Genomic DNA, 25,808 nt, shown 5'->3' with positions numbered 1-25,808 from the left:
ACTACTCGGGATCCGTCTCGGAGAGAACACAGTTTAGGCTACAGGGCTTTTACCTCTATCGCGGGCCTTTCCAGACCTCTTCGCCTACCATATTCCTTTGTAACTCCATGTGAGACGTCCCACAACCCCAGGAGGCAAGCCCCCTGGTTTAGGCTGTTCCGCGTTCGCTCGCCGCTACTGACGGAATCACTATTGTTTTCTCTTCCTCAGGGTACTTAGATGTTTCAGTTCCCCTGGTCTGCCTCTACACACCCTATGTATTCAGATGTGAGTAACTGCGAATTACCACAGTTGGGTTTCCCCATTCGGACACCCCCGGATCAAAGCTTGCTTACAGCTCCCCGAGGCAGTTTCGTTGTTCGCCACGTCCTTCGTCGGCTCCTGGCGCCTAGGCATCCTCCGTGTGCTCTTATTAGCTTAACCGTCACTCCGGTATTTCGCTTGTTCACTCATCTTGTTTTGAATGCTGTTCATGGATTGCTCCATTCACAAACACATTCAAAGCCAAAGGTCGCTTCACAATCGAAAACCTTCGTTCTGCACTAATAACTATTTCAACTTGCTTACACAAGTTTCAGCTAAAAGATGTTCTAAAACGCAAATTCGTTTCGGTATCCAGTTTTCAAGGATCAAGGTACTACTTGAGAGCTTAAACTCTCAAAACTGACCAACGAGTGAGTAACAGGCCTAAACCTGAGTTTTGGAAGCTTAGCTTCCGATTTGAATGTCCTCATTGCAGAGAACGATTCTCCATAGAAAGGAGGTGATCCAGCCGCACCTTCCGATACGGCTACCTTGTTACGACTTCACCCCAATCATCTACCCCACCTTCGGCGGCTGGCTCCCTTGCGGGTTACCCCACCGACTTCGGGTGTTGTAAACTCTCGTGGTGTGACGGGCGGTGTGTACAAGACCCGGGAACGTATTCACCGCGGCATGCTGATCCGCGATTACTAGCAATTCCGACTTCATGCAGGCGAGTTGCAGCCTGCAATCCGAACTGAGACCAGCTTTGCTGGGATTGGCTCCACCTCGCGGCTTCGCTTCCCGTTGTACTGGCCATTGTAGTACGTGTGTAGCCCAGGTCATAAGGGGCATGATGATTTGACGTCATCCCCACCTTCCTCCGGTTTGTCACCGGCAGTCACTCTAGAGTGCCCAGCTTAACCTGCTGGCAACTAAAGTCAAGGGTTGCGCTCGTTGCGGGACTTAACCCAACATCTCACGACACGAGCTGACGACAACCATGCACCACCTGTCTCCTCTGTCCCGAAGGCCGCCTCTATCTCTAGAGGATTCAGAGGGATGTCAAGACCTGGTAAGGTTCTTCGCGTTGCTTCGAATTAAACCACATACTCCACTGCTTGTGCGGGTCCCCGTCAATTCCTTTGAGTTTCAGTCTTGCGACCGTACTCCCCAGGCGGAGTGCTTACTGTGTTAACTTCGGCACCAAGGGTATCGAAACCCCTAACACCTAGCACTCATCGTTTACGGCGTGGACTACCAGGGTATCTAATCCTGTTTGCTCCCCACGCTTTCGCGCCTCAGCGTCAGTTACAGCCCAGAAAGTCGCCTTCGCCACTGGTGTTCCTCCACATCTCTACGCATTTCACCGCTACACGTGGAATTCCACTTTCCTCTTCTGTACTCAAGCCACCCAGTTTCCAGTGCGACCTCAGGTTGAGCCCAAGGTTTAAACACCAGACTTAAATAGCCGCCTGCGCGCGCTTTACGCCCAATAATTCCGGACAACGCTTGCCCCCTACGTATTACCGCGGCTGCTGGCACGTAGTTAGCCGGGGCTTTCTTCTCAGGTACCGTCACTCCGGTAGCAGTTACTCTACCGGACGTTCTTCCCTGGCAACAGAGCTTTACGATCCGAAAACCTTCATCACTCACGCGGCGTTGCTCCGTCAGGCTTTCGCCCATTGCGGAAGATTCCCTACTGCTGCCTCCCGTAGGAGTCTGGGCCGTGTCTCAGTCCCAGTGTGGCCGTTCACCCTCTCAGGTCGGCTACGCATCGTCGCCTTGGTGAGCCGTTACCCCACCAACTAGCTAATGCGCCGCAGGCCCATCCCTTAATGACAGATTGCTCCGCCTTTCATTCTCCCTTCATGAGAAAAAAGAAATTATCCGGTATTAGCTACCGTTTCCGGTAGTTATCCCAGGCTAAGGGGCAGGTTGCCTACGTGTTACTCACCCGTCCGCCGCTAAGCTTATCCCGAAGGATAAGCTCCGCTCGACTTGCATGTATTAGGCACGCCGCCAGCGTTCGTCCTGAGCCAGGATCAAACTCTCCAAATTGGTATTTAGAAAGAGCGATTGCTCATTTTGAAACATCTGACGAGAATTTGCATTCTCTACTTTTGGATCTCACCGAAGTGATTTCCGATACTCACTCGTTGTTCAGTTTTCAAAGATCAAGCTCGTTGTCGCCTTCGATGTTCTCGTCAGCAGCAACTCTTATACTATATCACATCCAACCGTTCGTTGCAAGCTCTTTTTTTAATTTCTTTTTTCGAGCTAAGCTTCGATGCTTTTCAGCATTTCTCGGCCGGAATTAGAATATACCATGCTGAGCAAAACTATGCAAGCATTTTTTTGATCTTATTTTAAAGCCAGACAATTATGCTTATAACCAGCAACTTTCTCTCCCCTGCTACGTCATTACCTACATCAATTAACCTATGGACATTAAAAACTCGTGATGATGGGGTGATCGCCATTAAAACGCTGCATGATCTCTAGCTTCCCTTAAGGAGGTTAGAGTAGATGAGCAGAAGCGTAAAAAGGCATCCGGTATGTAATGATGCGGTAACACCCGATTCTGTCTGGGCAAAGCGCCAGGCAGCCAAGGCTGTACGCCGTTATAAATCTGGAGTCTCAGACGCACAGGTACTATAGAAGAAGTAAGTAAACAGCCCTCCGGCAGGGAAGCGCCGGAGGGCTGTTTTGACCGCCTGCCATCCCTGCGCGCCGGCTTCTTGTTCCCCATAGCCTGCTAAGATCAGGCGTTTAATCCCGCAGCCGCCCCTGTTACAATTGAAGTACATTCCCAGAACCGGAGGAAACCCATGGCCAGAGAAAGCTTTGATAAGGAAATTCAGTTTCTGCGCATGCTTGTATTGACCAGCGGGGCTTACAGCCGCCAGCAATTTGCAGAGCGCCTCGGAATCTCAGTACATACCTTCGATAAAACCGTTAAAAAGCTAAAGGCGGTCGTCCAGACCATGCAGGTTGAGCTGCCTGAGGATCAGGATAAGACCTTTACCGATACCTTCAGGTTCAATTACTATGATTCCGCTGAACCGGTTCTGCTGTTTCTGTTCCGGGCTAAGTCGCTCAAGGAATCCGAGTCGCTGCGCCTCTCACGCATCCTTGCCGGCTTAAATGAGCAGCCGCTGACCATAAAAGAACTGCTTGAGGTATGCTGCAGCGGGGAGGAGCAGGAGGAGATTTGGCCCGATGAGAAAACACTGCGCGGGGATTTGAAGTATCTTGAGGAGGTTGGGGTCATTATGAAGCAGCCCGGTGCCCGGCCTTACCGCTACCGGCTGTATGACGATCTTATCCGGCAGCTGTCCGATGACGAGCTATGCGAGCTGTTCGATTTCGTAGACGTGATGGCGAATACGCAGGTCCCTTCCGTTCAGGGCTATCTTATGCGCGACAGCCTCAAAAAGCAGCTGAACCGCCGGAATCTGGCGGATGCGGCAGCTGATCCTTTTTTATATAAATATCATTATTATTCGCGGATCCTTGATGAAGCCCACCTCTCCCCTCTGTTATCAGCGATCCGGGACCGGCGTAAGGTGCAGTTTCTATACTTCTCCCCCAAGGAGGGCAAGAGCTACGCAGCCAGACCAACTAATCCGCTGTTTGAACGGGATACGGAAGGCCGGCTGGAGAAGATGCTGCCGCTCAAGATAGTCTACGACCATCAATATGGAAGGTGGTACCTGCTGGCCAGCGATAAACGCAAGGGATTCCGTAAATACCGGCTCGAGGGCATTACTCAAATCACAGAAGCTGAGGCCGTAGACGGGGAGCAGTTTCAGTCTGAAAAACTGCGGCTGGAGGAAATACTGTCCCTGAGCTGGATGATTGATACGGGCAATCCGGTCACCATCCGTGCCAGGTTTATTAACCCGGTAGCGGGCGGCGGAAATAATTTTGTTAAGGAGCGGGTGCTTCTTCAAGGTCAATGGGGCGTGATCACCGGGGAAGACGAGCACTCTTTTATCTATGAGATTAAAGTTAACGGATATACCGAGATCAAGCCATGGCTGAGGAGCTTCGGTTCCAGCTGTGAAATTCTCGAGCCCCTGCAGCTGCGGCAGGAGATGATCCAGGAATGGAAGGAGCTGCTGGCTTACTATGAATCCGTTTGAAAAGATTTTTAATTACAGAATCCTGTCCAGGCTTGAGGAATCCGGCGCCTTCCTCTCCACTGCCCATGAGCGCGCCTGGCTGAAGCTGATGCTGAACCACCCCTCATCCGCCGCTGCCTTCTCAGTCCCTACCCTTGAAAAGCTGCGCACTCTCCTGCATCAGGACGAAGCACTCCCCCTGAATGATCACCTGATTCACAAAGCCGCAAGCAGGGAACGGCAGGTGTTTCATCCTCTTCTGCGGACATTAAGGCATTGTATACAGCACAAGCACGGGGTACGGCTGACTTTCATCCTGAAAGACGGCATGATCAGTCCCAAGCAATCCGGCCTGCCTTACCGCCTGGAGTATTCTATGGTCAAACGGGAGTGGTATCTGCTCTGGTACAGCTGGAAGCGGCGTAATTTTCTCAGCGTCCGATTGTCCAAAATTGCGTCTGTCTCTGAGGCTCCGGTTCAGGCAGAGACCTATGCTTCAGCGCTAGCTGAGATCCGCACTCTGCTGGAAAGCCGGAAGCAGCGGGCCGTAATTGAGGTGCAGCCGGAATATAACCGTGAGCTTTCGCGTATCCTGTACGCTTTTTCCTGCTTTGAGAAGGAGGTTCATTATGATGAGCTGTCCGGGACCTATTCCATCGCCTTGACCTATCTTGGAAATGAGGGTGAATATGTGCTGTCGAAGCTCCGTTTTCTGGGCAAAAGAGTGCGTGTAACCGAAGGGGCTTTACTCAAAAAGCGGATGCGTGACTCCGCTATGAAGGCACTGGCCCAGTACGGGGTTTTGGAGCCGCCCGCGGAATAAGCTTCCGCTTCATGCATCAGCCCAGCCGGGATAGGGCATAGTAAAGGCAGTTCTGACCAATCTATGCTCAATTTCGCTTAGGAGGCCGACAGGTATGAATACACACGAATTTGTTGCCAAGTTTCAGGAGAATCAGCGCAAGGCAGAGAAGAATAAGCGCAGGGGCCAAGGCTCTCCACAGGCCCGGTTATCCAACAAAACACACAGCACCAATAAGTAGAGGCCAGTGTACAGGCTGGCAGTTATATTCTACAAAAGAGCAGCAGCCGCTTCTGTATGCACAGAGCGGCTGCTGCTTTCTCTTTTTATATGGATAAGGGTTAGTGAATGAATTTATTTGGCCAGTTTGGCAACGTTCACGGCTACCTTCTCCAGCTTCTCTTTGCTGAGCGACTGGTCCGGGGAGCTGATGGTTACATAACGGTCATCCAGCTGGAAGGTCAGCATCGGGATATCGGATGGTGTGTACCATTTGGCGCTTGTTCCATTGGACAGCTTCAATGCCGTTCCATCGTAATCGTAGGAGTAATCGCGCGGCGAGATATTAACACGCATGTGCTTGAACAGGAAGGATACGCCGTCCTCACCGCCGCCAACACTTACAAAGCTGTCTCCGCTGATCATCTGGGCCGGGGCATAGGCTGTTTCGAAGCCCTGGTAGTTTGCGAAGGCTTTGGTGATCTGCTCTTTCTGTGCTGCGCTGTAGTTCACAGCCGCCAGTGTAACGGTTGATCCGCTATCCGGCGTCCCTGCTCCGGTGGAAGTACCCAGAACTACCTGGTTGGCAGAGGCGTCAAAGGTTACGGGAACCTTCAAGGCGTCGGCCAATGCGCGCACCGGCAGATAGGTTGTGTTGTTATACGTGATTGGTGCCAGTGTCTTGCCGTTGCCGTCAACAGGAGTATACGCTGAGCCGTTAACCTTAAATCCGATGCTGTGATTCAGATAAGCGCTGATCTTCTGCAGATTCGTTCCTGCGTAGACACCGGCCGAGCCTGTAACAGCCATTCCGAACACCATAGTTGCTATGATCATTTTTTTGCTTTTCATCTTATATCGTCTCCTTGGGGGTCAATTTATGTTGCTTAGTGGTTGCGTTGTTCCTTGCTATGAATTCATTTAATCATGAACTTGTTTCGAACTTGTATCCGGATTGTAAAGAAGGATTTCAAAAAAACAGCAGCCCGCATAATCACACCGATTACGCAGGCTGCTGCAGGCAGGACACTGAGATATTAGCTTCCGGGAGCCGTCCGTTTATATACCTCGGAATAGAGAATCTCCCTGTATTGACGGAATTCCTCCGCTCCAACCGGACCGGGATAAGTCATAATCCGCAATGGCAGATCCTGCTCACCTGAGCGCAGAGGAGGCTGAACGTATTCGAACGGATTCAGGTGAAAACCCAGCCGTTCATAAAATCCAATCCGGCGCTGCTCGATTTCCCCGTCCGGAGGCTCCACCTCCAGCAGAACAGGTACTTCCGAGCGTGCAAGAAAACGGTCCATCAGAATCTTGCCTGTGCCGCCGCCTCGAATGCCGGGGCTCACGGCAATATGCTCAATAAAGCGAAGGCCGGGGAACTCCCATGCCGCCAAGAAAGCGATGATCCGGCCGCCGGCATCCTGCTCGGTATAAATCCGGTAATGCGGATTGTCCAGCAGTGCCTTCTGGCCGCTGTAGGTTCTGAATTCACTTACGGGGAACGAGCCTTCCATTATAGAAAAGATCTCATCATATTGCGCTTGCCTCATACTTACCTCGCTTTCCGGGAAGTCTGTGATGCTTCTCCCGGTTATTACTTACTCTATCATTATCATTATAGTAACCCTTATTTATGATTGTTGTTAAGTCCGCCGGATTACATTAAGCATGTCCTGCATTTGCAGCAGTTTATTCACCAAAATGTATCAGATACAGCGATGTCAGTTAGCACCTGGTCCTAATAAAACATGCTATACTAGAGGATAGCTGCAACCATCACGTTAATTTAGGAGATGTTCATTTGGACAATCAACGTTTCATTGCACCTGAAATCTACAATCTGACTTCGGAAATGGATCAGCATCCTCCTGGCAAGATTGCACTTAAATGGCTCCACGAAAATGGAACCTGCGAGGAAATCACCTACGGTGATCTAATCAGCCAGGCTAACAGGCTGGCCGGCGGACTGGCCGGACTGGGTCTTCATAAAGGCGACCGTGTTCTGGTCATGGTTCCGCGCCGCATTATTGCCTATGTTATCTATCTGGCCTGCCTCAAGCTGGGGCTTGCCGTTATTCCATCCTCGGAGATGCTGCGGGCCAAGGATCTGTCCTACCGCCTGCGCCACTCGGAAGCCAGAGCAGTCATTGTCTGGTCCGAGGTTACCGGTGAAGTGAATAAAATCACCGATGATCTGCCTGCCCTCGACTACCGCCTGTCAGTATCCGGGAATAAGGATGAGCTTGAAGAAGGCTGGAGTGACCTGGAAAGCCTGATGGACGGACAACCGGATTTCCTGGAGACACCGGCCACCAGCCGCGATGATATTGCCATTCTGGCCTATACCTCCGGCACCACCGGCAATCCAAAGGCAGTTGTGCATTCCCACGGCTGGGGCTATGCCCACCTGCGGATCACCTCCCCGCAGTGGCTGGAAATCCGCGAATCGGACACCGTCTGGGCTACTGCAGCTCCCGGCTGGCAGAAATGGATCTGGAGCCCGTTCCTGACGGTGCTCGGTAATGGAGCTACAGGCTTCGTGTACAATGGCTCCTTCCATCCGAACCGTTATCTGCAGCTGCTGCAGGATGAGGGCATCCAGGTCTTGTGCTGCACACCTACGGAATACCGGCTGATGGCGAAGACCGAAGGGCTGTCACGGTATGACCTGTCCAAGCTGCGCTGCGCTGTATCCGCAGGCGAGCCGCTAAACCAGGAGGTCATCCATACATTCCAGCAGCATTTTGATATTACGATCCGCGACGGCTACGGGCAGACGGAAAGCACGCTGATCATCGCCGCATTGAAGGATGATCCGATCCGCATCGGTTCCATGGGCAAATCGATCGCCCCCGGTATTGCTGAGGTCATTGACGAGGACGGAAATCCAGTCCCTCCGAATGTCGTTGGCGATATCGCAGTGCATCTCAGCATGCCTGCCTTGTTCAAAACCTATTATAAGGATCCTGACCGCAAAGCCAATGCTACGCATGGTGAATATTTCGTAACCGGCGACCGGGCACGTAAGGATGAGGACGGCTATTTCTGGTTTGAAGGCAGAGGAGACGATATTATCATCAGCTCCGGCTATACTATCGGACCGTTTGAGGTCGAGGATGCGCTGATGAAGCATACGCTGGTTAAGGAATGCGCCGTAGTCGCAAGCCCCGACGAGATCCGCGGTTCTGTCGTCAAAGCGTTCATTGTCCTGAAGGACGGTAACGAGGGTTCGCCTGAGCTGGTCAAGGAGCTGCAAAGCCATGTCAAAGAAATGACAGCCCCTTACAAATATCCGCGTAAAATCGAATTCATCACCGATCTGCCGAAAACAACCTCCGGCAAGATCCGCCGTGTTGAGCTGCGTGAGCAGGAAAAACGCGAGGCACAGCAATAATTGCCGCACAGGCAGCAAAAAGCCCCCATACTCCGCAGACAGGCGGAGCATGGGGGCTTTGCTCTTTTATTCAGACCAGTATTGTGCTCCCGGATTCAGCTCCGTGCCAATCTCGCCTTCCTTGATCAGATCACAGTCGAGGAACCCGTCTTCATCCAGAAAATAGGCCTCCTGCTTATAGAATTCACACAGCGTCTCCAGAAACTTCTCCGGTGAGTTGTACATGACAATCAGATCACCAAAGTCGTTCAGCAGGTCACAGATCACTTCCGTACCGTCTTCCCGCTGCCACAGACAGATAAAATCACTGCCGTAGTTAGTCAGGACAGGAAACACCCTGCCGCCGGCGCTATGCCCCTTCTCTTCCAGAATGCCGGCCAGCACCTGCATTTCCTGCGCATACTCGTCAATATGGATCAGACGGTAGCCCGGAATACATTCAATCAGGCTCGGCTCCTCTTCTTCACTGCTTGTCCCGGCAACCTGGCCGTAAATGGCCTTCAGCAGCCCTGGAGCATCCGGCGCAATGTCCGTAACCGGCTTGCTGCCTTCCATGCTGTTCCCCAGACTGCCGATATAATCAGGACGGAATTCCGCAGAAAGCTTCAGGAACTCCCGGAATTGTGCAGAAAGCGGGGATTCATCTCTATCGTTATGCATATCGGATTGTGTCACCCTTTACTATTTCGCTGAAAGCCACTGCTGCTTCAGCCAATTGTCAAATTCTTCACCCTTCTCGCCTTCGTAAGCATCGTAGATGTCGATCCGCATCTTCTGCAGCTTTTCCTTGAAATCCTCATAGGAGTGCTCACGCGGAAGGCTCTTCTTGATGCGCAGCATTATTTTGCCGATGCCTTTGAACAGCTCAGGCTTGCTCTTGGACGGTGCAGTTACCTCTTCGCCAAACGCAATCAGCTTCCGGTATGCAGCTTCTTGAACAGTATATACAGGATCGCTGGTCAACAGGCGATTCAGGATATCAATAACTTGCTTATGGTTCCAGTGGCCCAGCTCTTCTACAGCCTCAAGGCGTGCTTTCCAGTCCGCAGTACGGCCGGCGGCCTTCTTCAGCTCCGAATAGTTCTCCGGCAGCTCTTGATTCAGTTCTTCGTTAGTCAAAAGATACAATCCCCTTCTTGGTTAAATCTGTTGGTAGTGCAATTCTACCGTTTGCGCTGCTTAATTTCAATCTTTAACCCGGAAATCACTCTGCATACCAGCGTGGAACCAGTCTCCCGAAATCATCGTAATCCCGAAAAGCCTGCCTGGCGATTTCCATCATCCCCTGAACGTCTGCTTCCCCGAAGGGAATGGCCCACTTAATTGAAAAAAGCGAGCTGTACGCCACATACAGCGCCTGTCTCTGCCAGAAGGACTCCGGCGGCGGACCTGCAAAATAACCGTCCAGCTTCCCTTTGGCAAAGGGAATACTCACTCTCCGGTCAAAAAACTGGACCTTATAGAACTCCTCGGCATAATCGGCAATATCCCAACGGTTAAAATCAATCACACCGACTCCGCCTTCCGGGGTGTACAGCAGGTTGCCGGCATGGAAGTCCCCGTGGTGGTATACCTTCTCTACGTTGTGGATAAGCCCGATGTTCTCCTGGACATAACGGATGGCCACAGCATCATTCTCCAGTCGGTAAGGGCACTCCTCATACTCCCTGATCCGTCTCAATATTTTAGACTGCATTGCCGTTTCCCAGCCGGACAGCTCCTTATCCTGGCGGATACTGTGAATCATGCGGAGAATTCCGCCTGCCTCCGCCCCCAGCTTATATTGCTCCTCCACAGGCAGGTCTGCCAGACAATCCTCCAGGGGTATCCCTTCAACCCAGCTTAGCAGCATATAGACCTGCTCATCGGCACAGGTACCGAAACAAAGTGCCCGCGACATCGGGAAATCCAGCCCGTTAAACTTCCGGATGGCTGCAAATTCTGCTGCTTTCCGGTTATACGTGTCCGCTGCCGACAGCCGGAGCAGCAGCTTTGTTCCGTCATGATCTTCAATATAATATTTTTTGTCGCCCGACCAGCCCTTTAACACCGGCTCTATCCTGCGCCATGTGGCTGCACCTGGAATCCCGAGCATGCCGATATCTGTCATTGTCCAATCCTCCGTATCCATCTGATTAGTATAATTATATCGGAATAACCTGTTACATTCGACCTATAAATGCGTTATAAGAGGTTAAGCCTTTCTATTAACGGGGAATTCTATTATTTTTAAATAAATCTAGATATTGTTAATTTCAAATTGACACGTCCCCCTGCCGGTGTTACGCTCTCTGTGCGTTCTCAAAAGTGAACAAAAACTCACTCCAAACCTACCTAATTTCCCTGTAAGGAGAGTCCCTATGACTGACCGGTATACCCTTAATAAAGGGAGCTTATCTAAAGAAATATGTCTTCTTCTTCACTTGCTTGCCGCTGACTCCGTTGATGGGCTGGCAGAACGGAGTCCGCAGCAATTCGCAGATATAGACTGGAAGCAGTTCATCCGCCTTACCCTGCATCACCGTGTATTTCCTTTCCTGTATCCCAAGCTCAGCGGAATGACCAGCCAGCTCATCCCTGCCCATGTCAGTGAACGGCTGCAGCAGGAGTACCGCAGCAACACTGTCCGGATGCTGCAGCTCAGCGGGGAGATGGCCCGGATCGGCGCGGAGCTGAGCAAGCTCGGAATCCGTTCTCTTTTCCTCAAGGGGCCTGTGCTTGCCGAGGATCTGTACGGTGATTTCTCACTGCGCACCTCGCGTGACCTCGACTTCATGGTGCCCATAGACCGGCTTGCAGAAACGGAGGCTTTCCTGCTGAAGCTGGGGTATGAGCAGATAGAGGTCTATGAGAGCATACTCGGTGACTGGAAATGGCGGGAGCACCACTTAACCTTCAATCATCCCGACAGCAAAATTAAGCTCGAGGTCCACTGGCGTCTGGGTCCGGGGCCTTCCGCCGAGCCCGGTTTCGGGGAGCTGTGGGAGCATTCGCGGAGCAGCACACTGCTGGGCCCTGACGTGCGCTATCTGGGCCGCGAGGATTTGTTCCTCTTCCTTGTCTCGCACGGCGCGCGCCATGCCTGGTCCCGGCTGCGCTGGCTGCTCGACATCAAGATGCTGCTGCTCCAGCAGCCGGACAATGAGCAGCTGCTTGGGCTGCTGAAGCAGTATAACTGTGAGGCGATTGCCGGACAGACGCTGATCCTTGCCGCTGACCTGCTGGATACTAAGGTTGATTCCCGGCTGTCCGGGCTGATGGATATGCCAAAGGCCCAGCGGCTGGCACAGGATGCTGTATTCTATGTAGCACGGATGGTCAATCTGAATGATCCTCCGCTGGAGCCGGAGGTAGAGAGACACTTTAAAGCCTATCAGCCGGCGATCTTAACGCCCCGCAACCGGCTGCTGCGGGCGGCAGGCTTCCTGTACCCTTATGCAGCGGATGCCAGAACGCTCCCGCTGCCGAAGCCGCTGCATGTCCTGTATTTCCCGCTCCGCCCTTTTCTCTGGAGCTGGCGCAAGGTGACCGGCCGGGAGGAGGCTTAAGCTGCGGGTGGGGATGCTTGTTTACGGCGGGGATGCACACTTGCTTATTGGCAGTGTTCGTGTCTGCGTTATATAGGCCTGCCATATGTGAGTTTGCAACCGTTGGGCGGTTAAGCTTTGAATATATGCCTTATATTTATTTTAGTTGTAAATTGGGTACCTAATTCTTAGATAATCGCCGCTTGTGGGCAATTAGTTGGAATAACGCCACCTAATATCACCGGAATTGCTCTCAAAGCGATAAACCAGCCATATTAGATTACCTTTTTCCAGCTAATAGTCGTGAAAGCCGCAAAACACTAAAATTAAGTGACCAAAATCAAACTAAATTTAAGCCGCCTCGGATTATATACGCGGCCGGCTATGGAGAACTGCTGACGTCGTAGGAGAATACCTGACGTATTAGAACAATACCCGACGTTGTAGGACGATGACAATACTGGCCCGGGAAGGTGCTTCATACTGTAGCAAGCAGATATATGCAGCATCCCAAAGTCAAAGCCCCAGCCTCTACAACTAGTAGAGACTGGGGCTTTGCTATTACTCTTATAAATCGGACAATGCCGCTGTTCCATCCTGCATAAACCGGAAGCTACATTGCCTCCTGGCCGCTGAGCAGCCGGCTGAACATGCCGCCTGTTTCGGAGGCGAGCCTGCCGTAGACCCCCTGCTGGATGACCCGGCCCTGGTCAATCACCAGAATCTGATCGGCCCCGCGGATGGTGGACAGGCGGTGGGCAATGACAATGAGCGTAACGGAATGCTTCAGCCGGTCCAGCGCCTCCTGGATCTTCTGCTCATTTTCGGTGTCGAGCGCGCTTGTCGCCTCGTCCAGCACCAGGATTGACGGCTTGCGGATAATGGCCCGGGCCAATACCAGCCGCTGCCGTTCCCCGCCGGACAGGCGGATGCCGCGGTCGCCGATCAGCGTATCCAGTCCTTCCGGCAGCCTGCGCACGAACTCGGCTGAGGAGGCGAACTCCAGCGCTTCCCACAGTTCCTCTTCACTGGCATTCGGCTTGATCATCGTCAGATTATCACGGATCGTTGCGTTATAGAGAAACGGGTCCTGGGCTACATAGCCGATGGAACGGCGGTAGGACAGCAGGCGTTCCCCCGTGATCGGCGCACCATCAGCCAGAATATTCCCTGACTCAGGCTGCATCAGTCCCATAAGCAGGTCCACGAGTGTGCTTTTGCCTGCACCGGAACGTCCGACTATGGCGGTCATGCGGTTGGCCGGAATCGCAACATTCACAGCCTGCATGGAGTATTCAGGCTTCTGGGGATCGTAGCGGAAATGGACGTCACGCGCTTCAAGGCCTTCCTTGAGCACCATTGGAACAGGCGTCTTTCCGCTTCCTGCTGCCGGTCCTTCCTCAGCAGCGCGCAGGCACTCCTCCTCCATTTCCTTAAGCTGCTTAAAGGAAGGCAGAACGGAGGCAAGCTGCTCCATTAAGGATTGCAAGGAGGAAAAGGTCGGCCACAGTCTGGCGAACACCAGAATGACCAGCAGCAGATTCGGCCCCTCCACATGAAGGAACCGGAACGAAACGAAGATAAAGAGGGCGATCAGCAGGGTCGAGGACATTTTGTAGAGCAGCTGGGAGTTTGAACGCAGACGGGTATATTCCAGCTGTTCATGCTTCACTTCTCCGGTAAATCCGTGCAGCCATTCCAGCCGCGACTGCTCCAGATTGTTGCTCTTGATGTCCTTGATTCCATTCAGTTGGTCAGTAATACCGGCAAGATACGTTTTGCCGAGCTCGGTGCTGCGGCTGCCCAGCTTTTTGGCTTTGCGGATGAACCTGCGCGAGAACAGAGACAGCAGGACAGCGCAGACAAGCACAGCGAGCGTCATCTGCGGCGACAGCCAGAAAGCAAAGGCGATCTGCACCAGCGTGAACAGCAGTGAGGTGAGAAACTGCAGAAAGCAGCTGATGCCCGCAAGCACCCGGGCGATTTCCGTAGTCATGAGGTTAACCAGGTCGGAGGTTCTTTTCTTCAGAAAAAAGGACCATTCTGCCCGCAGCAGGGCACTGTATACTTCATATCGCAGCTGCCGGCCGTAGGTCTGCTGAATCTCCACATTGCGGACCGCCACAAAGCGCGCAATCAGATTCTGGCAGAGCACAATGCCGATGTAGGAGCCCAGCACCAGCATAAGCGCCGTTGTCTGCGGCAGCTCTGATATGAAGCCGAGCATAGGAAGATCAAAGGCTGCTCCCGCCCCGCCAAGCTGCAGTCCTGCCAAACCGAGCATCGGCACCAGCAGCAGTATAGCTGAGCTCTCAAGCAGACCGCTGATGACCATACCGAGCAAATTCAAATACAGCTTGACTCCGGACAGCTGCTGAAGCTGCCGGACATAATAGATAATGGCTTGCATGATCCCACCTCGATTACTCGGCTTGTATCACCTTGGCAAATTTCTGAACGACAACAAATCCCCGCATCGCGTCATCACCGGACACATAATACGGTCCGCTGCGCAGCCAGGCATGGGCAATCATCTGCCCCTGCTTATCCCTGGCAACCCCCATGTACAGCGTGCTCTCGATACCGCGTTTTTCGAGCATGCCCAGAGCGGCAACGGCTCTCACCATGCAGGTGCTCTTCCAGGGGGTAAGCCTGCTGCCGCCCCGGATCGCCCGGGTAATCCGCTTAATGGTATGCGCATCCCTGGCGCTCACTTCTCCGGCGGTCTCCTGCGACTGCCGGCCAAGCCGCGGGGCTGTACAGGCAAAGGGGAACAGCAGGCGGATTCTTGCAATGAACAGGTACCATAGAGCCTCCGGAAGAAGGGCCAGGACCGCGCGGTCATCCGTTAACAGCAGGTGAAGCCGCCGGAGGCCCGTCATGATGCAGAAGCAATGGCGACCAGATCCTCAGCCAGCAGGCTGTACACAAATTCAAATACATCCCGCTCTGCCGTTTCCGCCGGAACCTCGAAGGTTTGCCGGATAACCTCCACGATCCGGCTTACCGGCGCCGGCTGTGCTATTGCCGACCAGATCTCTCCGCCAACCTCGCCCAGATTGTAATACTTGCCGTTCTGTATATTGAGCATCACCTTCTCGCCGTCCATGTCGCTGGCGATATTGCCCGGCCGCTGGACAAGCACCGTTTCAAGGGACAACACATTTGCAGTACTCATCATTAACCCTCCTCTGTCATTGGTTTAATCATGTCGTAGATCAGTGCACTCTGCTGCGGAGCGCTAAATCCCTGCTGCGGTCGGGTAATCCGGTAGATTGGCAGCCGGTTCATGAAGGAAGCCAGCATGCCGAAATGCCATTCCCGGATGCCGGTCCGGTCAATCATCGCCTTCTGATAGGTGTGATTGAATAAGGTATGGAATCTTTCCATTCCGTTAACAGGCTGCACGGTTACAGGCCCGTTCCCAGAAGATACAGCCAGCTCAAAAATACCCGCAAGCGGCAGCGGCTCCTTTTGAAAACGGTCATGCACCGGAACAGCAAATTTGGTCTCCCGCTCAAACAGCGGGCGGTAGCCGGACGAATTCATTCCCATATAGTCCAGACTCTGCTGCCACAGCTTCTGCTGGGGATAGCCTGGAACTGCAAGCGGCTGGCCGTCCTGCACGATAACGGGAATAACGTCGTCACTGAGCATCAGATGACCCTGCTCCATCAAATAAGAGGCTAGCGTAGATTTACCCGCTCCGGATTGTCCGACAAGCGCATAAGCCCGGTTATTGAGCACAAGCGCACTTCCATGCAGCGGCAAGATCTGTTTCTGCATGAGCAGAACCCCCATACAGCTCCCCAGAATGTACAGGCGGACACTGTCCAAATCGGCTCCGGCCACAGGATCAACTGTAATCCGGATACCATCCTGAACGGAATACACCGCCTTGCCCTTTGCCTCAAACATGACCTCTGTACCCAGGGCGCCAACATTCGGAGTGAGCTTGGGAATGACCTTCCAGCGCTCTGCCAGATCTCCGCGGATTACTGCCACGCTGCCGTTTAGCCCCGGACCCTCTGCTAAGGGAAGCTCCGGTAATGGAAATTCACTGAAAATCTGCAGGCCGAAAGCTTGATAAGCCAGACCTTGGACTGTACTTGCCATACCCGTTCCTCTCCCCTGCCTAAAGATGATGGAAATAGCCCTTATCCCCCTCCAGCAAGCTCAGGGGGATGAGGGCTCCTCGTACCAAATGCTCTTAGGAGTGATGTACGATCTCATCCGGATCACTTTGGAAGGAGTCGGCGATTGCCAGTCCCGGTCCAGCCATAGTCATCTTAACGTCGAGTACTTCCAAAGCAGGCTTGCTGTATTCCTTTTTCATGTTTGTCACCCCCTTTCAAGCGATTTTCTCACGACAGGCGCTTCAGGAACCTGTAAAAGACAAGTCCGCGGGCCAGCAGGCGAAAATCAGTATTAAAAATCAGATGAGGTTCGGGCTCACTACCCAGCCGGTCCAAGCATCCGGCGAGCCCCGTGCTGTTCAGATATACCGCAGCCTGCGGATCACGGGTCATCTCCCGCAGCTCCCCCAGAAAAGCACCCCATTCCGGCAGCATCCGCTGGATGCCGTCTGCCCCCTGCACCCCGCGCCGCTTGCGGTTGAGCCGGACATTGTCCGGCAGGCGCCCGGCCATTGCGCGGCGGATCAGCGAACGGTCCACCCCTTTCTGGACGTACTGCTCTTCGGGAATAGAGAGGCAGAAGCGGATCACACGCAGGTCATTCGTCGGGTCACGGTCCCACACCCGGTATTTCAGCGACAGCTTCGTAGCAACGGTACCGTTAACATTCCAGATGTGCGGCTGCTCAAAGTGTCTTTTGCGGAAATCATAGATGCTCTGTGCGGACGGGTCGCCGGCTATGTTAAACCGCTCCAGCCGTTCATATACCTCTGTGCGTCTGGCAAATCCGGGGTCAATCAGCTCCGGCAGCTCCTCCTGGCTCTGTCTGCGGGACAGCAGGCTGCGTATTTCAGGAAAAGCCTTCCTGCCTACGATCTTCATAACCAGTCTGCGGTTCGCCTGCATGGACTCGTTATAGCCCTTGTTCTCCCGGTAAAAGGAGAGCCAGCGGAATTCCCGGAGCAGCTTGGCCTGATAGTCCAGGGCAGGTCCCCAGGAGACACTCCAGTTCCCCCTCTGTCCGCTGAGCAGAATTCCGATATCCTGCTGCTGGGCCTGCTCGTAGATCCCTTTAAGCCAATAAGAATTTTCGATAAATTTATAGGGCATTTCCATGATGCCCAGCCAATCATCAATATCGTTATAGGAGTTGCGTTCGGGAAAATTCAGCAGGCTCGGCTGAATATTGCCCACATAATCTATCGTTTCCTGAATATAAGGGCGTTCATCAGCAACCCGGTTGCCGAGCTTGAAGCCTGTAAAGCCGTCTACCGGATAGGAACTGAAGGTATAGAGCGGCTGGCCGCGGCGGCGCAGCTCCTCTGCCGCAAAGCTGACAACTGAGCCGGAATCCAGCCCGCCGCTCAGGTTAGCCCCGGCTGCACGGAAGGTACGGAGCCGATCCTTCACCGCCCGTCCAAACACTTCCCGGAAGGCTTCCTCATACTCCCAGTTGGAGCCAAGCCGCAGCTCCGGCGGAGCCTGGATTGTACAATAACGGGAGAAGACGATATTGCCGCCGGTTACCGAGATGGAGTGAGCGGGAGGAAGCTGCCCGATCGAGTCATATACGGTTAAGAAGCAGTCCGCAGCATCCACTCTGTCCTGAATGGCCAGAAACTCGGCCACCCACTGCTCATTCAGCCCCTGTCCTGCACCCGGCAGCGAAAGCAGCGGATGAATGACTGTACAAAAGGCGAAGACTGTGCCGGACTGATGAAAATAAAGGGTGCGGTTGCCCGAAAAGTCTCTCGCCCCAAACAGCTTGTGCCGCCGTTCATCCCAGATCATGAAGGCAAAGTCACCGACCAGGTGCACCGGTGCTGCTTCGCCCCATTTTTCATAGGCCAGCAATATAAGCAGACTGTCAGGGATCGCTTCCCGGTCCTCCCGGGGAATACCCAGCACCTCAAACAGCTCATTTCTATTGTCAATGATCGCATCAGCCGTAATGGCAAGCTTCCGCTCCGGATCATAGTATGGCAAACGCTCATTTACAGATTGCGGTGTAATCCACTGTGACAGGCATCCGAGATAAACGCCCTTGTCCTGCCAGTCCCTCGCATCATCAGCCGGATAACGGTTAAGCTGCTTCATCAGATTCATGCCCAGTTCAGGGTCCAGATTGTGCTGCTGCAGATGATAGATACCGGCGATTGCGCTCATAGAAAGGCCTCCACTTACTGACATCCTGCTTAGTTCTTAATAAAGAACATTTCTTACTATATAAGATAACGCTCCACCTAAAGATTGTGAATTACCCGAAGGAGGAAACTTTATTACTCTTAAGATAGCGTTCTTAGTATACTTAGGTGGTATATAGTTAGGACAAAATTCCTATAAGAACCTGCAGGAGGCGGTAGTATGGAAAAACATCCGGTAGAGCCCATCCTTCTCGATATTCCCGAGCATTTCGAAAGCAGACGCCTGCTGATCCGTCCGGCTTTATGGGGAGATGGTGCAGCGGTAAATGAAGCGGTACGCGAGAGCCTGAAGGAGCTCCGTCCATGGATGCCCTGGGCAGACAGCCTTCCTACCCCTGACCAGTCCGAGGCGAGCATCCGCAGATCCCGGCTGGAATTCCTGGAGCGCAAGGATATGCGCCTGCTTCTGTTCCAGAAGGGTACCGGAATCCTCGTCGGCAGCAGCGGCCTGCACCGGATTGACTGGCAGACACGTAAATTTGAAATCGGTTACTGGGTACGGACATCTTACAGCAGACAGGGGTATATCACGGAGGCTGTGCAAGCAATCGCAGACTTTGCAGTTGCAGAGCTCGGAGCGAACCGGATTGAGATCCGCTGCGACGCCCGAAATGTACATAGCGCCAGGGTAGCTGAACGCTCCGGCTTCACGCTTGAGGGCATTCTCCGCAATGACAAATGCGATGTGGACGGGCAACTGCGGGATACGATGATTTTTGCCAGGGTACGCGGGGTGGAGTATTGAAGCAATGCGTGGTACCGATAACATATAGGGATCTATATAAGGAGGCATTAATATGGAACATTTGCAGTTCGTTACAGACTACAAAAAGAATGAACAGCTGAGGACCAGCTTTACCCGGCTTGCTGCGGATACGTTCGGCCTGGAGCTGAACCGCTGGTATCAGGAGGGCTTCTGGGATGAAGGATACATTCCGTTTTCCTATGCTGCCGGGGAACAGATTGTTGCGAACGTTTCGGTGAACCCGCTGGATGTTGTTATTGGGGGCAGCTCCAAAAAAGCCGTTCAGCTTGGTACCGTGATGACACATCCCGATTACCGGCAGCAGGGCTTATCTGCAGCATTAATGAACAAAGTCATGGAAGCCTACAGCAGCAGCTGTGATTTCATGTATCTGTTCGCCAATGACAGTGTGCTGGATTTCTATCCGCGGTTTGGCTTTACACCGGTCCGGGAAGAGCTTTTTACTGCCGCATATGAGCCGCAGCAGCTCCTTAACCCGAAGCAGACCTCTATACGCAAATTGGATGGCTCCTGCTCAGAGGATCTGGCGTTCATTCATACCTTCGCCTCCCGGCGTCTGCCGGTGTCGCAGCGTTTCGGTACAGACGGCGGCCTGGGGCTGCTGATGTTTTACTGTCTGAATGTGTTCAGCGGTGATCTTTATTATCTGGAGGAGGAAGAGGTCATTGTGATCTGCCAGCGGGAGGGAAATGAGCTGCATATGTATGACGTTATAAGCCGCAAGGCACCTGATATTCATGCCATACTGTCTAAGCTTGCGGGTAGCAGCACGGCACGAATTACTTTCCACTATACGCCTGATTACAGCGGGCTTGAAATGAGCAGCGCTCCTTATAACAGCGGACTGTTCGTAAGAACCTGCTCCGGTGACGCTTTTCCCGGGGGCATCAAGCATCCTGCCACTTCAATCGCCTAGACGGGTCCGGCTACCGGAGCCCGGGAATTACAGGGTCATGAACCCGCCGAAACGGGCAAGGAATTCCTCCTTGTCCTTATAATCCGGCATGATGCCGCCCAGCCGCCGCCAAAAGGACCGGTCGTGGTTCATATGCAGCAGATGGCACAGCTCATGAACAATGACATAATCGATCACCTCCGGCGGGGCCATGGCCAGCCTGTAGTTAAAGGTCAGCTTTTTATCCGCGCTGCAGCTCCCCCATTTGGTCCGGGACTCTACAATTTCAAATGATTTCGGCTTAACCTTCAGCTGGTTCTGATAGGGCGGCATCCGCTCGGCAACCACTTTTTTGAGGCTTGTAAAATAAAACTTCTTCAGCGCAAGCTTCAACGCCTCCGCATCCCGCTCACCGGTTCCGATCAGCTCATGCAGCGGATACTCCTTGCCCAGGTATAAAAAGCTTCCTTCCTCTTCATACGCCTTCGGCTGCGGAACGCGCTTGGCCGTCTCCAGACTGCTCAGCTTCTCTATAATCCAGGCGCTATGTCCCTGGACAGCGTTAAGAATAGCCTCGTCTGCCGTCCCCTTGGGGGCTTTTACATTGAGCCGGCCGGCTCCGTCGATTTGCAGCGATATTTTTTTGCCTTTACTGTACTGGACGTTCAGCGCAAAGGTCTGGTCTCCGATCTGAATCTGCATGCTTAACCTCTTTTATCGTATAAATCAGCTGTAAGGCTGTCTGTGTTAACTATAGCATGAATTCATGGAAGGCTGCCTTTCACACCAGCTGTGCGGAATTCCGGGATTTGCAGTGACACATTTATTTGAAAGGTAAGTTGAACTGGGAAGCGCTCCGAAACAGGCTTATTAGGGAAAATAGCTGGCTTCAGATTGTAACGGACTCAGGAGCCGTTAATCTTCATTTTTTCCGGTTATTCACCCTCTAACGGACTCAGATGACGTTATTTGTGCGGTTAGTGCTGCTGTTACTTAGGATTAGGCCCAATAAGGCCACCTGAGTCCGTTAGACAAGTAAATTCCGCCCAATCACATCATTAACGTCATCTGTGTCCGTTAGCCGGGCGGGTGTGTCTCCTAATCATTAGCACGCCAAAAAGCCTCCGGCCTATAGACCTGAGCATGCTCAGGCCTACAGCGGGAGGCTGTGGTTATTGCTATCACGGCAGCCGCTCAGCAACGCCTATCGCTTACGGCGTAGGCATGCCGCCGTTCGCGTTCAGCGTCTCACCGCTGACATAGCTGGATTCCTGGCTGGCCAGGAACACGTACGCAGGCGCCATTTCGGCCGGCTGGCCGGGACGGGCGAGCGGTGTCTTCGCGCCGAAGTCCTTCAGCGCTTCTACCGGCTGGCCGCCGCTGATCTGCAGCGGAGTCCAGACAGGTCCGGGCGCTACAACGTTGACGCGGATCCCTTTTTCAGCCACCTGCTGGGCAAGTGATTTACTGAAGGTATTGATCGCCGACTTTGTAGTCGCATAATCCAGCAGAATCGGTGCAGGCGTGTAAGCCTGGATCGAAGAGGTATTAATGATCGTGCTGCCCGGCTTCATGTGCTTGATGGCTGCCTTACAGAGCCAGAAAAGCGAGTACACATTCGTCTTAAAGGTAGCATCAAATTGCTCAGTCGTCAGATCGGCGATGTCAGTCACATACTGCTGCATGCCAGCGATATTCGCCAGAATATCAATGCCGCCAAGCTCTTTTACCGCAATAGCAATCAGCTGCTCACAGTACTGCTCATCCTTGAGATCACCTGGCATGGCTACGGCCTTACGTCCGGCTTCCTCAACGAGCTTAACAACCTCCCGCGCATCCGCTTCTTCCTCCGGCATATAGGCAAGGACCACGTCAGCCCCTTCACGGGCAAAAGCAATCGCTGTCGCGCGGCCGATCCCGCTGTCCGCTCCGGTAACTACCGCCTTGCGTCCGGTCAGCCGTCCGCTGCCTTTATAGGTTTCCGCACCGTCATCCGGCTTCGGAACCATCTCTGTTTCCAGACCCGGGGCAGGCTGCTGCTGCTCGAATTCCTCTGTGGCCTTCTGATATTGTGTTGTAGGGTCTTGAACCGTAAATTGATCGCTCATCGTACATTCCTCCTCTGTGATTTCCACTCGTTGGTGACTAGGGCTATACAACTACTAAATCCTTCGACTCTTTTAATGTAACCGGGATGGTTATCCTTTAAACTAAACTTAGCTTATTGACGAAGCTGCCTGCTTTTCCGGTCAAAGCTTATTCTCTATGAATTTTAAATAAAGGAGTACTCCGATGATCAACTCTTTATCCAGCCCTTCCCGCAACGTATCCTTACTCCAGAACCTGCTCCACATCTGGGAAGAGTCCGTACGCTCTACACATCTTTTTCTCTCCGAAAAAGACATTGCCGCCCTGCGCCCCCTTGTCCTGCAAGGACTCAGCGGAATTGACCAGCTGCTCCTCTATACCGCTGAAAGCGGGGCGCCGCTCGGCTTCATGGGCGTGCAGGACCACAAAATTGAAATGCTGTTCATCAGCCCCGGGGCCATGGGACAGGGCATAGGCAAAAGGCTTGTTACCCATGCCATTGATCACCTGAACGTACAAAGCGTCGATGTGAATGAACAGAACCCCCAGGCGCATGGCTTTTATGAGCATATGGGGTTTGATGTGACTGAACGGTCTGAGCTGGATGAACAGGGCAACCCGTTCCCGATCCTGCATATGAAGCTGCGGTAAGCCGCCGCAACACAAAGACCCTCCCGGCATCCCGGAAGGGTCTTAAGCATGCTATTCCACTGACTGCCTATTCCACTGACTGCCTATCCCACCGACTGCCTATTCCACTGACTTCAGCGCCTCAATCATATGAATCCGTTTAAGCTTCATGTGCATGAAGGCCATGACGATGCCTGAGAATACCATGGTAAGTAACGCTGCATAAATATAGCTCGGCCACTCAATGACCGGAGCGAACATCGTCGCATCGAGCTCGGCGGTCTGCAGGACGAAGCTGTGCAGCACGATGCCGAGACCTGAGCCGGCGGCAATGCCGAGCAGGGTCAGCAGAATATTTTCCCGGTAGATGTACATCGTTACTTCATTATCATAGAAGCCCAGCACCTTGATGGTCGACAGCTCGCGGATCCGTTCGGACACGTTGATGTTGGTCAGATTATAAAGGACAACAAAGGCCAGCGCCGCCGCAGACACAATCAGCACCAGGGTGACAACGTCCATGCTTTTCATCGTATCGTCAAAAGCGGTCCCGACGCTGCTCGAGAAGCTGACGGCGGCTACGTGCGCGCTTGCGGTCAGCTTTTCACCAAACTGCTCCTCCCAGGCACTGTCCGGTGCGTTATAGTTCAGCAAAGCGGTGTTGAACACCGGCTCCTTCCCGAATACGGAGGTGTAGTACGCCGGGGTCATATACGCATAATGCATTACATAATTCTCGGTGATTCCTGTGACCAGAAGCTCGAACGGCTCATTTTTGCTGTCCGCCAGGGTCAGGGTATCTCCCGCCTCAAGCCCGTACAGCTTGGCCAGCTTCTCTGAGATGATAACTCCTTCATCCGTAAGCTCCTTTGCTTCACCGGTGCTGCGATCCTGCAGCGATACATATTCGGACAGTGAATCCACAGCTTCCGGCACAAACAGATTTACATCCTGGTCGTTAACACCGCTGGCCCGTGCGGTCATCGTCTCCTGGGCTACTTTCAGTGTTCCGGTAATGGCAGCCTCGCTGCCGATCAGCTGCTCATAGGACTGCTGCGCTTCTGCCGGGGCATCGGTATGCAGCGCTACCAGCGCGTCGTATTTCATAATGACGCCGAACTGCTTGGGTGCAATGCTGCCGATCGAATCCTTGAGACCGAAGCCGGTCAGAATCAGCGCCGTACAGCCTGCCACCCCGAATACCGTCATGAACATCCGCTGCTTGTAGCGGAACAGATTGCGGGCCGTCACCTTCTGGACAAAGCTCAGCCTTTTCCAGACAAAGGTGATCCGCTCAAGGATGATCCGCTGGCCGCTCTTGGGCGCCTTGGGACGCATCAGGACGGCAGCATTGCCGCGCAGCTCCACCCGTGCAGCAAACCAGGCCGTAAGGGTGGTGCACACCAGAGCTACAATAATTGAAATAATTGAAAATGACGGATAGAAGCTCTTAATTAGATCCGGCAGATTGTAAAGTGAGCTGTAGGCATCAAATATAATGGCCGGCAGCAGCGTGAACCCTACGGCTAAGCCGACTGCCGAGCCCGCCAGACTGGCAAGCGTTCCATAAACCAGGAACTTGGCCATAATGTCACGGTTGCCGTAGCCCAGCGCCTTCAATGTACCGATCTGCAGCCGGTGCTCCTCGACCATCCGTGTCATGGTTGTCAGGCTGACCAGCGCCGCAATCAGGAAAAAGAATACCGGAAACACACTGGCAATCGCCGACAGCCGGTCGGCATTGTCTTTGTATTCGGCATATCCCGGATTCGCATTTCGGTCCGTGACATAGATCTTCGGCAGCGTAAGCGCCGCCAGCTGGCGTTCCCCTTCGGCCAGCTCTTCCCTGGCCGCTTCGAGCTGCTCAGCCGCCTCGCTGCCGGCTCCCGCCTGGGCCTGCCGCTGCTCTTCCGTCAGCTGGCCGGCGGCCTGCGCGAGCTGCTGCTCGGCAGCTTCCAGCTCCGCACGGCCTTTGGCGAGCTCCGCTTCCCCTTCAGTGCGCAGCTCAGAGAGCCGCGCCTCCGGCACGCCCGCCATCGCCTGCTTCACTGCCTCCGTGTGCTGCTCCAGCAGCGTCTCATACTCCGCGCTGTAAGCCTCAACCCCGGCAGTATCCTTGAAGGAAAGGTACGCTTCGGTATAGACCGGCAGCTTGAAATCCGCTTCTGGAATGACGGCGAACGCATCTGTCGTGCCTTTGCCGATCGTGCTGGTGCCGCGGTTGTTTTTCTCAATAAACTGCGGACTGCGTGCAAAGCCCACGATCGTATACTCCAGTGTCCCGAAGCTGTCTGACAGCCCGGTCTCTGTACCGTTGCCGCTGAACGCAATCTTATCGCCAAGGGCATACTCCCCGGCCAGAAGGTCATCGAGCATAATCTCCCCGGATTGCTCCGGCAGACGCCCGTCCATCAGGCGGTACCGGTTAAGCAGCTGCTCCGGATTGTAGGACATGACCTTCAGAATCACTCCGTTATCACCTGCGAAGACATCCGCGCTGTAGCCCGGCTGCAGCTCACCGATCTCCGGCACATCCTTCAGCAGTCCAATATCCTCTTCGGTCAGGCCAAGCGTGCTCTGCACCTTCAAATCCATCAGCCGCTTTTCCTTGAAAAAGGTGCCTGCGGTATCCAGCATATCGGGTCCGGCCGCCTTAATCCCCGAGAAGAAGCAGACGCCCAGCATAATAATTGCAAAAATCGAGATAAAGCGGGCCTTGGTATGCCCGATCTCCCGGAAGATATCCTTCCATAATGCCCGTTTCTTCATCG

23 protein-coding genes and 2 rRNA genes (1 of these 25 running past the window's edge) are annotated in these 25,808 nt (G+C 53.4%); 9 read left to right on the top strand and 16 right to left on the bottom strand.

Annotated features, from left to right (window positions below; all coding sequences use genetic code 11):
* Positions 1-423, bottom strand: a 23S ribosomal RNA gene (locus tag R70723_RS03535) (it extends 2,503 nt beyond the left edge of the window).
* Between the two features lie 333 nt (positions 424-756).
* Positions 757-2,304, bottom strand: a 16S ribosomal RNA gene (locus tag R70723_RS03530).
* Together the 16S and 23S rRNA genes form the textbook arrangement of a ribosomal RNA operon.
* 468 nt (positions 2,305-2,772) lie before the next feature.
* Here R70723_RS03530 and R70723_RS34210 point away from each other — a divergent pair.
* The 4 genes from R70723_RS34210 (at position 2,773) to R70723_RS32725 (ending at position 5,413) form a co-directional block, all read left to right on the top strand.
* A complete protein-coding gene (locus tag R70723_RS34210) occupies positions 2,773-2,904 on the top strand; it encodes a hypothetical protein (protein ID WP_256704682.1) in 132 nt (43 codons plus the stop codon).
* Between the two features lie 170 nt (positions 2,905-3,074).
* Positions 3,075-4,391 (top strand): helix-turn-helix transcriptional regulator, encoded by a 1,317-nt coding sequence (locus R70723_RS03525; RefSeq protein WP_039869859.1) that lies wholly within the window; start codon positions 3,075-3,077, stop codon positions 4,389-4,391.
* Positions 4,378-5,193, top strand: a complete 816-nt coding sequence (locus R70723_RS03520) for a WYL domain-containing protein (RefSeq protein ID WP_039869856.1) — start codon at positions 4,378-4,380, stop codon at positions 5,191-5,193. Before R70723_RS03525 ends, R70723_RS03520 begins: the two co-directional genes overlap by 14 nt.
* Before the next feature lie 94 nt (positions 5,194-5,287).
* Positions 5,288-5,413 (top strand): DUF4023 family protein, encoded by a 126-nt coding sequence (locus R70723_RS32725; RefSeq protein ID WP_076418567.1) that lies wholly within the window; start codon positions 5,288-5,290, stop codon positions 5,411-5,413.
* Positions 5,414-5,526: 113 nt separating this feature from the next.
* Here R70723_RS32725 and R70723_RS03515 read toward each other — a convergent pair whose 3' ends face one another.
* Together R70723_RS03515 and R70723_RS03510 are read right to left on the bottom strand one after the other, a co-directional pair.
* Positions 5,527-6,243 carry a stalk domain-containing protein gene (locus R70723_RS03515; RefSeq protein WP_039869855.1) on the bottom strand — a complete coding sequence of 239 codons (717 nt, stop codon included), beginning with the start codon at positions 6,241-6,243 and terminating at the stop codon, positions 5,527-5,529.
* Positions 6,244-6,428: 185 nt separating this feature from the next.
* Positions 6,429-6,947: a GNAT family N-acetyltransferase gene (locus tag R70723_RS03510; protein ID WP_039869853.1), complete on the bottom strand. Its 519-nt coding sequence runs from the start codon at positions 6,945-6,947 to the stop codon at positions 6,429-6,431.
* A gap of 302 nt (positions 6,948-7,249) precedes the next feature.
* On the opposite strand from R70723_RS03510, the gene R70723_RS03505 reads away from it, so the two are divergent.
* Positions 7,250-8,791, top strand: a complete 1,542-nt coding sequence (locus R70723_RS03505; RefSeq protein ID WP_047171319.1) for an acetate--CoA ligase — start codon at positions 7,250-7,252, stop codon at positions 8,789-8,791.
* Positions 8,792-8,857: 66 nt separating this feature from the next.
* On the opposite strand, the gene R70723_RS03500 is transcribed toward R70723_RS03505, so the two are convergent.
* From R70723_RS03500 to R70723_RS03490, 3 genes are all read right to left on the bottom strand, one after another.
* The gene (locus R70723_RS03500; RefSeq protein WP_047171012.1) at positions 8,858-9,451 is read right to left on the bottom strand and encodes a hypothetical protein; all 594 of its coding nucleotides are present in this window, start codon (positions 9,449-9,451) and stop codon (positions 8,858-8,860) included.
* 21 nt (positions 9,452-9,472) lie between these two features.
* Positions 9,473-9,910: a HEAT repeat domain-containing protein gene (locus tag R70723_RS03495; protein ID WP_039869851.1), complete on the bottom strand. Its 438-nt coding sequence runs from the start codon at positions 9,908-9,910 to the stop codon at positions 9,473-9,475.
* Between the two features lie 85 nt (positions 9,911-9,995).
* The gene (locus tag R70723_RS03490; RefSeq protein ID WP_179088117.1) at positions 9,996-10,901 is read right to left on the bottom strand and encodes a phosphotransferase family protein; all 906 of its coding nucleotides are present in this window, start codon (positions 10,899-10,901) and stop codon (positions 9,996-9,998) included.
* A gap of 250 nt (positions 10,902-11,151) precedes the next feature.
* Here R70723_RS03490 and R70723_RS03485 point away from each other — a divergent pair, with 250 nt between their 5' ends.
* On the top strand, positions 11,152-12,339 hold the full coding sequence (locus R70723_RS03485) for a nucleotidyltransferase domain-containing protein (protein ID WP_039869849.1): 1,188 nt from the start codon (positions 11,152-11,154) through the stop codon (positions 12,337-12,339).
* Positions 12,340-12,931: 592 nt separating this feature from the next.
* On the opposite strand, the gene R70723_RS03480 is transcribed toward R70723_RS03485, so the two are convergent.
* From R70723_RS03480 to R70723_RS03455, 6 genes are all read right to left on the bottom strand, one after another.
* Positions 12,932-14,728 (bottom strand): ABC transporter ATP-binding protein, encoded by a 1,797-nt coding sequence (locus tag R70723_RS03480; RefSeq protein WP_039869847.1) that lies wholly within the window; start codon positions 14,726-14,728, stop codon positions 12,932-12,934.
* A 13-nt stretch (positions 14,729-14,741) separates the two neighbouring features.
* The gene (locus tag R70723_RS03475; protein ID WP_039869845.1) at positions 14,742-15,200 is read right to left on the bottom strand and encodes a lasso peptide biosynthesis B2 protein; all 459 of its coding nucleotides are present in this window, start codon (positions 15,198-15,200) and stop codon (positions 14,742-14,744) included.
* Positions 15,197-15,499 (bottom strand): lasso peptide biosynthesis PqqD family chaperone, encoded by a 303-nt coding sequence (locus R70723_RS03470; protein WP_039869843.1) that lies wholly within the window; start codon positions 15,497-15,499, stop codon positions 15,197-15,199. The genes R70723_RS03475 and R70723_RS03470 overlap by 4 nt, the downstream gene beginning before the upstream one ends.
* The gene (locus R70723_RS03465; protein WP_039869841.1) at positions 15,499-16,434 is read right to left on the bottom strand and encodes a phosphoenolpyruvate carboxykinase (ATP); all 936 of its coding nucleotides are present in this window, start codon (positions 16,432-16,434) and stop codon (positions 15,499-15,501) included. Before R70723_RS03465 ends, R70723_RS03470 begins: the two co-directional genes overlap by 1 nt.
* Before the next feature lie 94 nt (positions 16,435-16,528).
* Positions 16,529-16,654 (bottom strand): paeninodin family lasso peptide, encoded by a 126-nt coding sequence (locus tag R70723_RS33225; protein ID WP_039869839.1) that lies wholly within the window; start codon positions 16,652-16,654, stop codon positions 16,529-16,531.
* A 28-nt stretch (positions 16,655-16,682) separates the two neighbouring features.
* A complete protein-coding gene (locus R70723_RS03455) occupies positions 16,683-18,620 on the bottom strand; it encodes an asparagine synthase-related protein (RefSeq protein ID WP_039869835.1) in 1,938 nt (645 codons plus the stop codon).
* 198 nt (positions 18,621-18,818) lie between these two features.
* Between R70723_RS03455 and R70723_RS03450 the strand changes: the two genes are divergently transcribed.
* Together R70723_RS03450 and R70723_RS03445 are read left to right on the top strand one after the other, a co-directional pair.
* A complete protein-coding gene (locus R70723_RS03450; RefSeq protein ID WP_039869834.1) occupies positions 18,819-19,403 on the top strand; it encodes a GNAT family N-acetyltransferase in 585 nt (194 codons plus the stop codon).
* A gap of 52 nt (positions 19,404-19,455) precedes the next feature.
* Positions 19,456-20,340 carry a GNAT family N-acetyltransferase gene (locus tag R70723_RS03445; RefSeq protein ID WP_039869832.1) on the top strand — a complete coding sequence of 295 codons (885 nt, stop codon included), beginning with the start codon at positions 19,456-19,458 and terminating at the stop codon, positions 20,338-20,340.
* Positions 20,341-20,367: 27 nt separating this feature from the next.
* Here the strand turns inward: R70723_RS03445 and R70723_RS03440 are convergent, their stop codons facing one another.
* Entirely contained in the window at positions 20,368-21,021 is a 654-nt protein-coding gene (locus R70723_RS03440; RefSeq protein WP_039869831.1) for a M48 family metallopeptidase, read from the bottom strand.
* 509 nt (positions 21,022-21,530) lie between these two features.
* Complete coding sequence (locus R70723_RS03435; RefSeq protein WP_039869830.1) at positions 21,531-22,427, bottom strand: SDR family oxidoreductase; 897 nt, start codon at positions 22,425-22,427, stop codon at positions 21,531-21,533.
* Between the two features lie 184 nt (positions 22,428-22,611).
* Here R70723_RS03435 and R70723_RS03430 point away from each other — a divergent pair, with 184 nt between their 5' ends.
* Positions 22,612-23,058, top strand: a complete 447-nt coding sequence (locus R70723_RS03430; protein WP_039869829.1) for a GNAT family N-acetyltransferase — start codon at positions 22,612-22,614, stop codon at positions 23,056-23,058.
* A gap of 99 nt (positions 23,059-23,157) precedes the next feature.
* Here R70723_RS03430 and R70723_RS03425 read toward each other — a convergent pair whose 3' ends face one another.
* Positions 23,158-25,806 carry an ABC transporter permease gene (locus R70723_RS03425; RefSeq protein WP_039869828.1) on the bottom strand — a complete coding sequence of 883 codons (2,649 nt, stop codon included), beginning with the start codon at positions 25,804-25,806 and terminating at the stop codon, positions 23,158-23,160.
* Positions 25,807-25,808 lie beyond the last annotated feature (2 nt).

It is taken from the genome of Paenibacillus sp. FSL R7-0273 (assembly GCF_000758625.1).
Classification (GTDB): Bacteria; Bacillota; Bacilli; order Paenibacillales; family Paenibacillaceae; genus Paenibacillus_AQ.
Note: the sequence above shows the minus strand (reverse complement) of the source record. Positions and strands in the feature narration are given on the sequence as shown.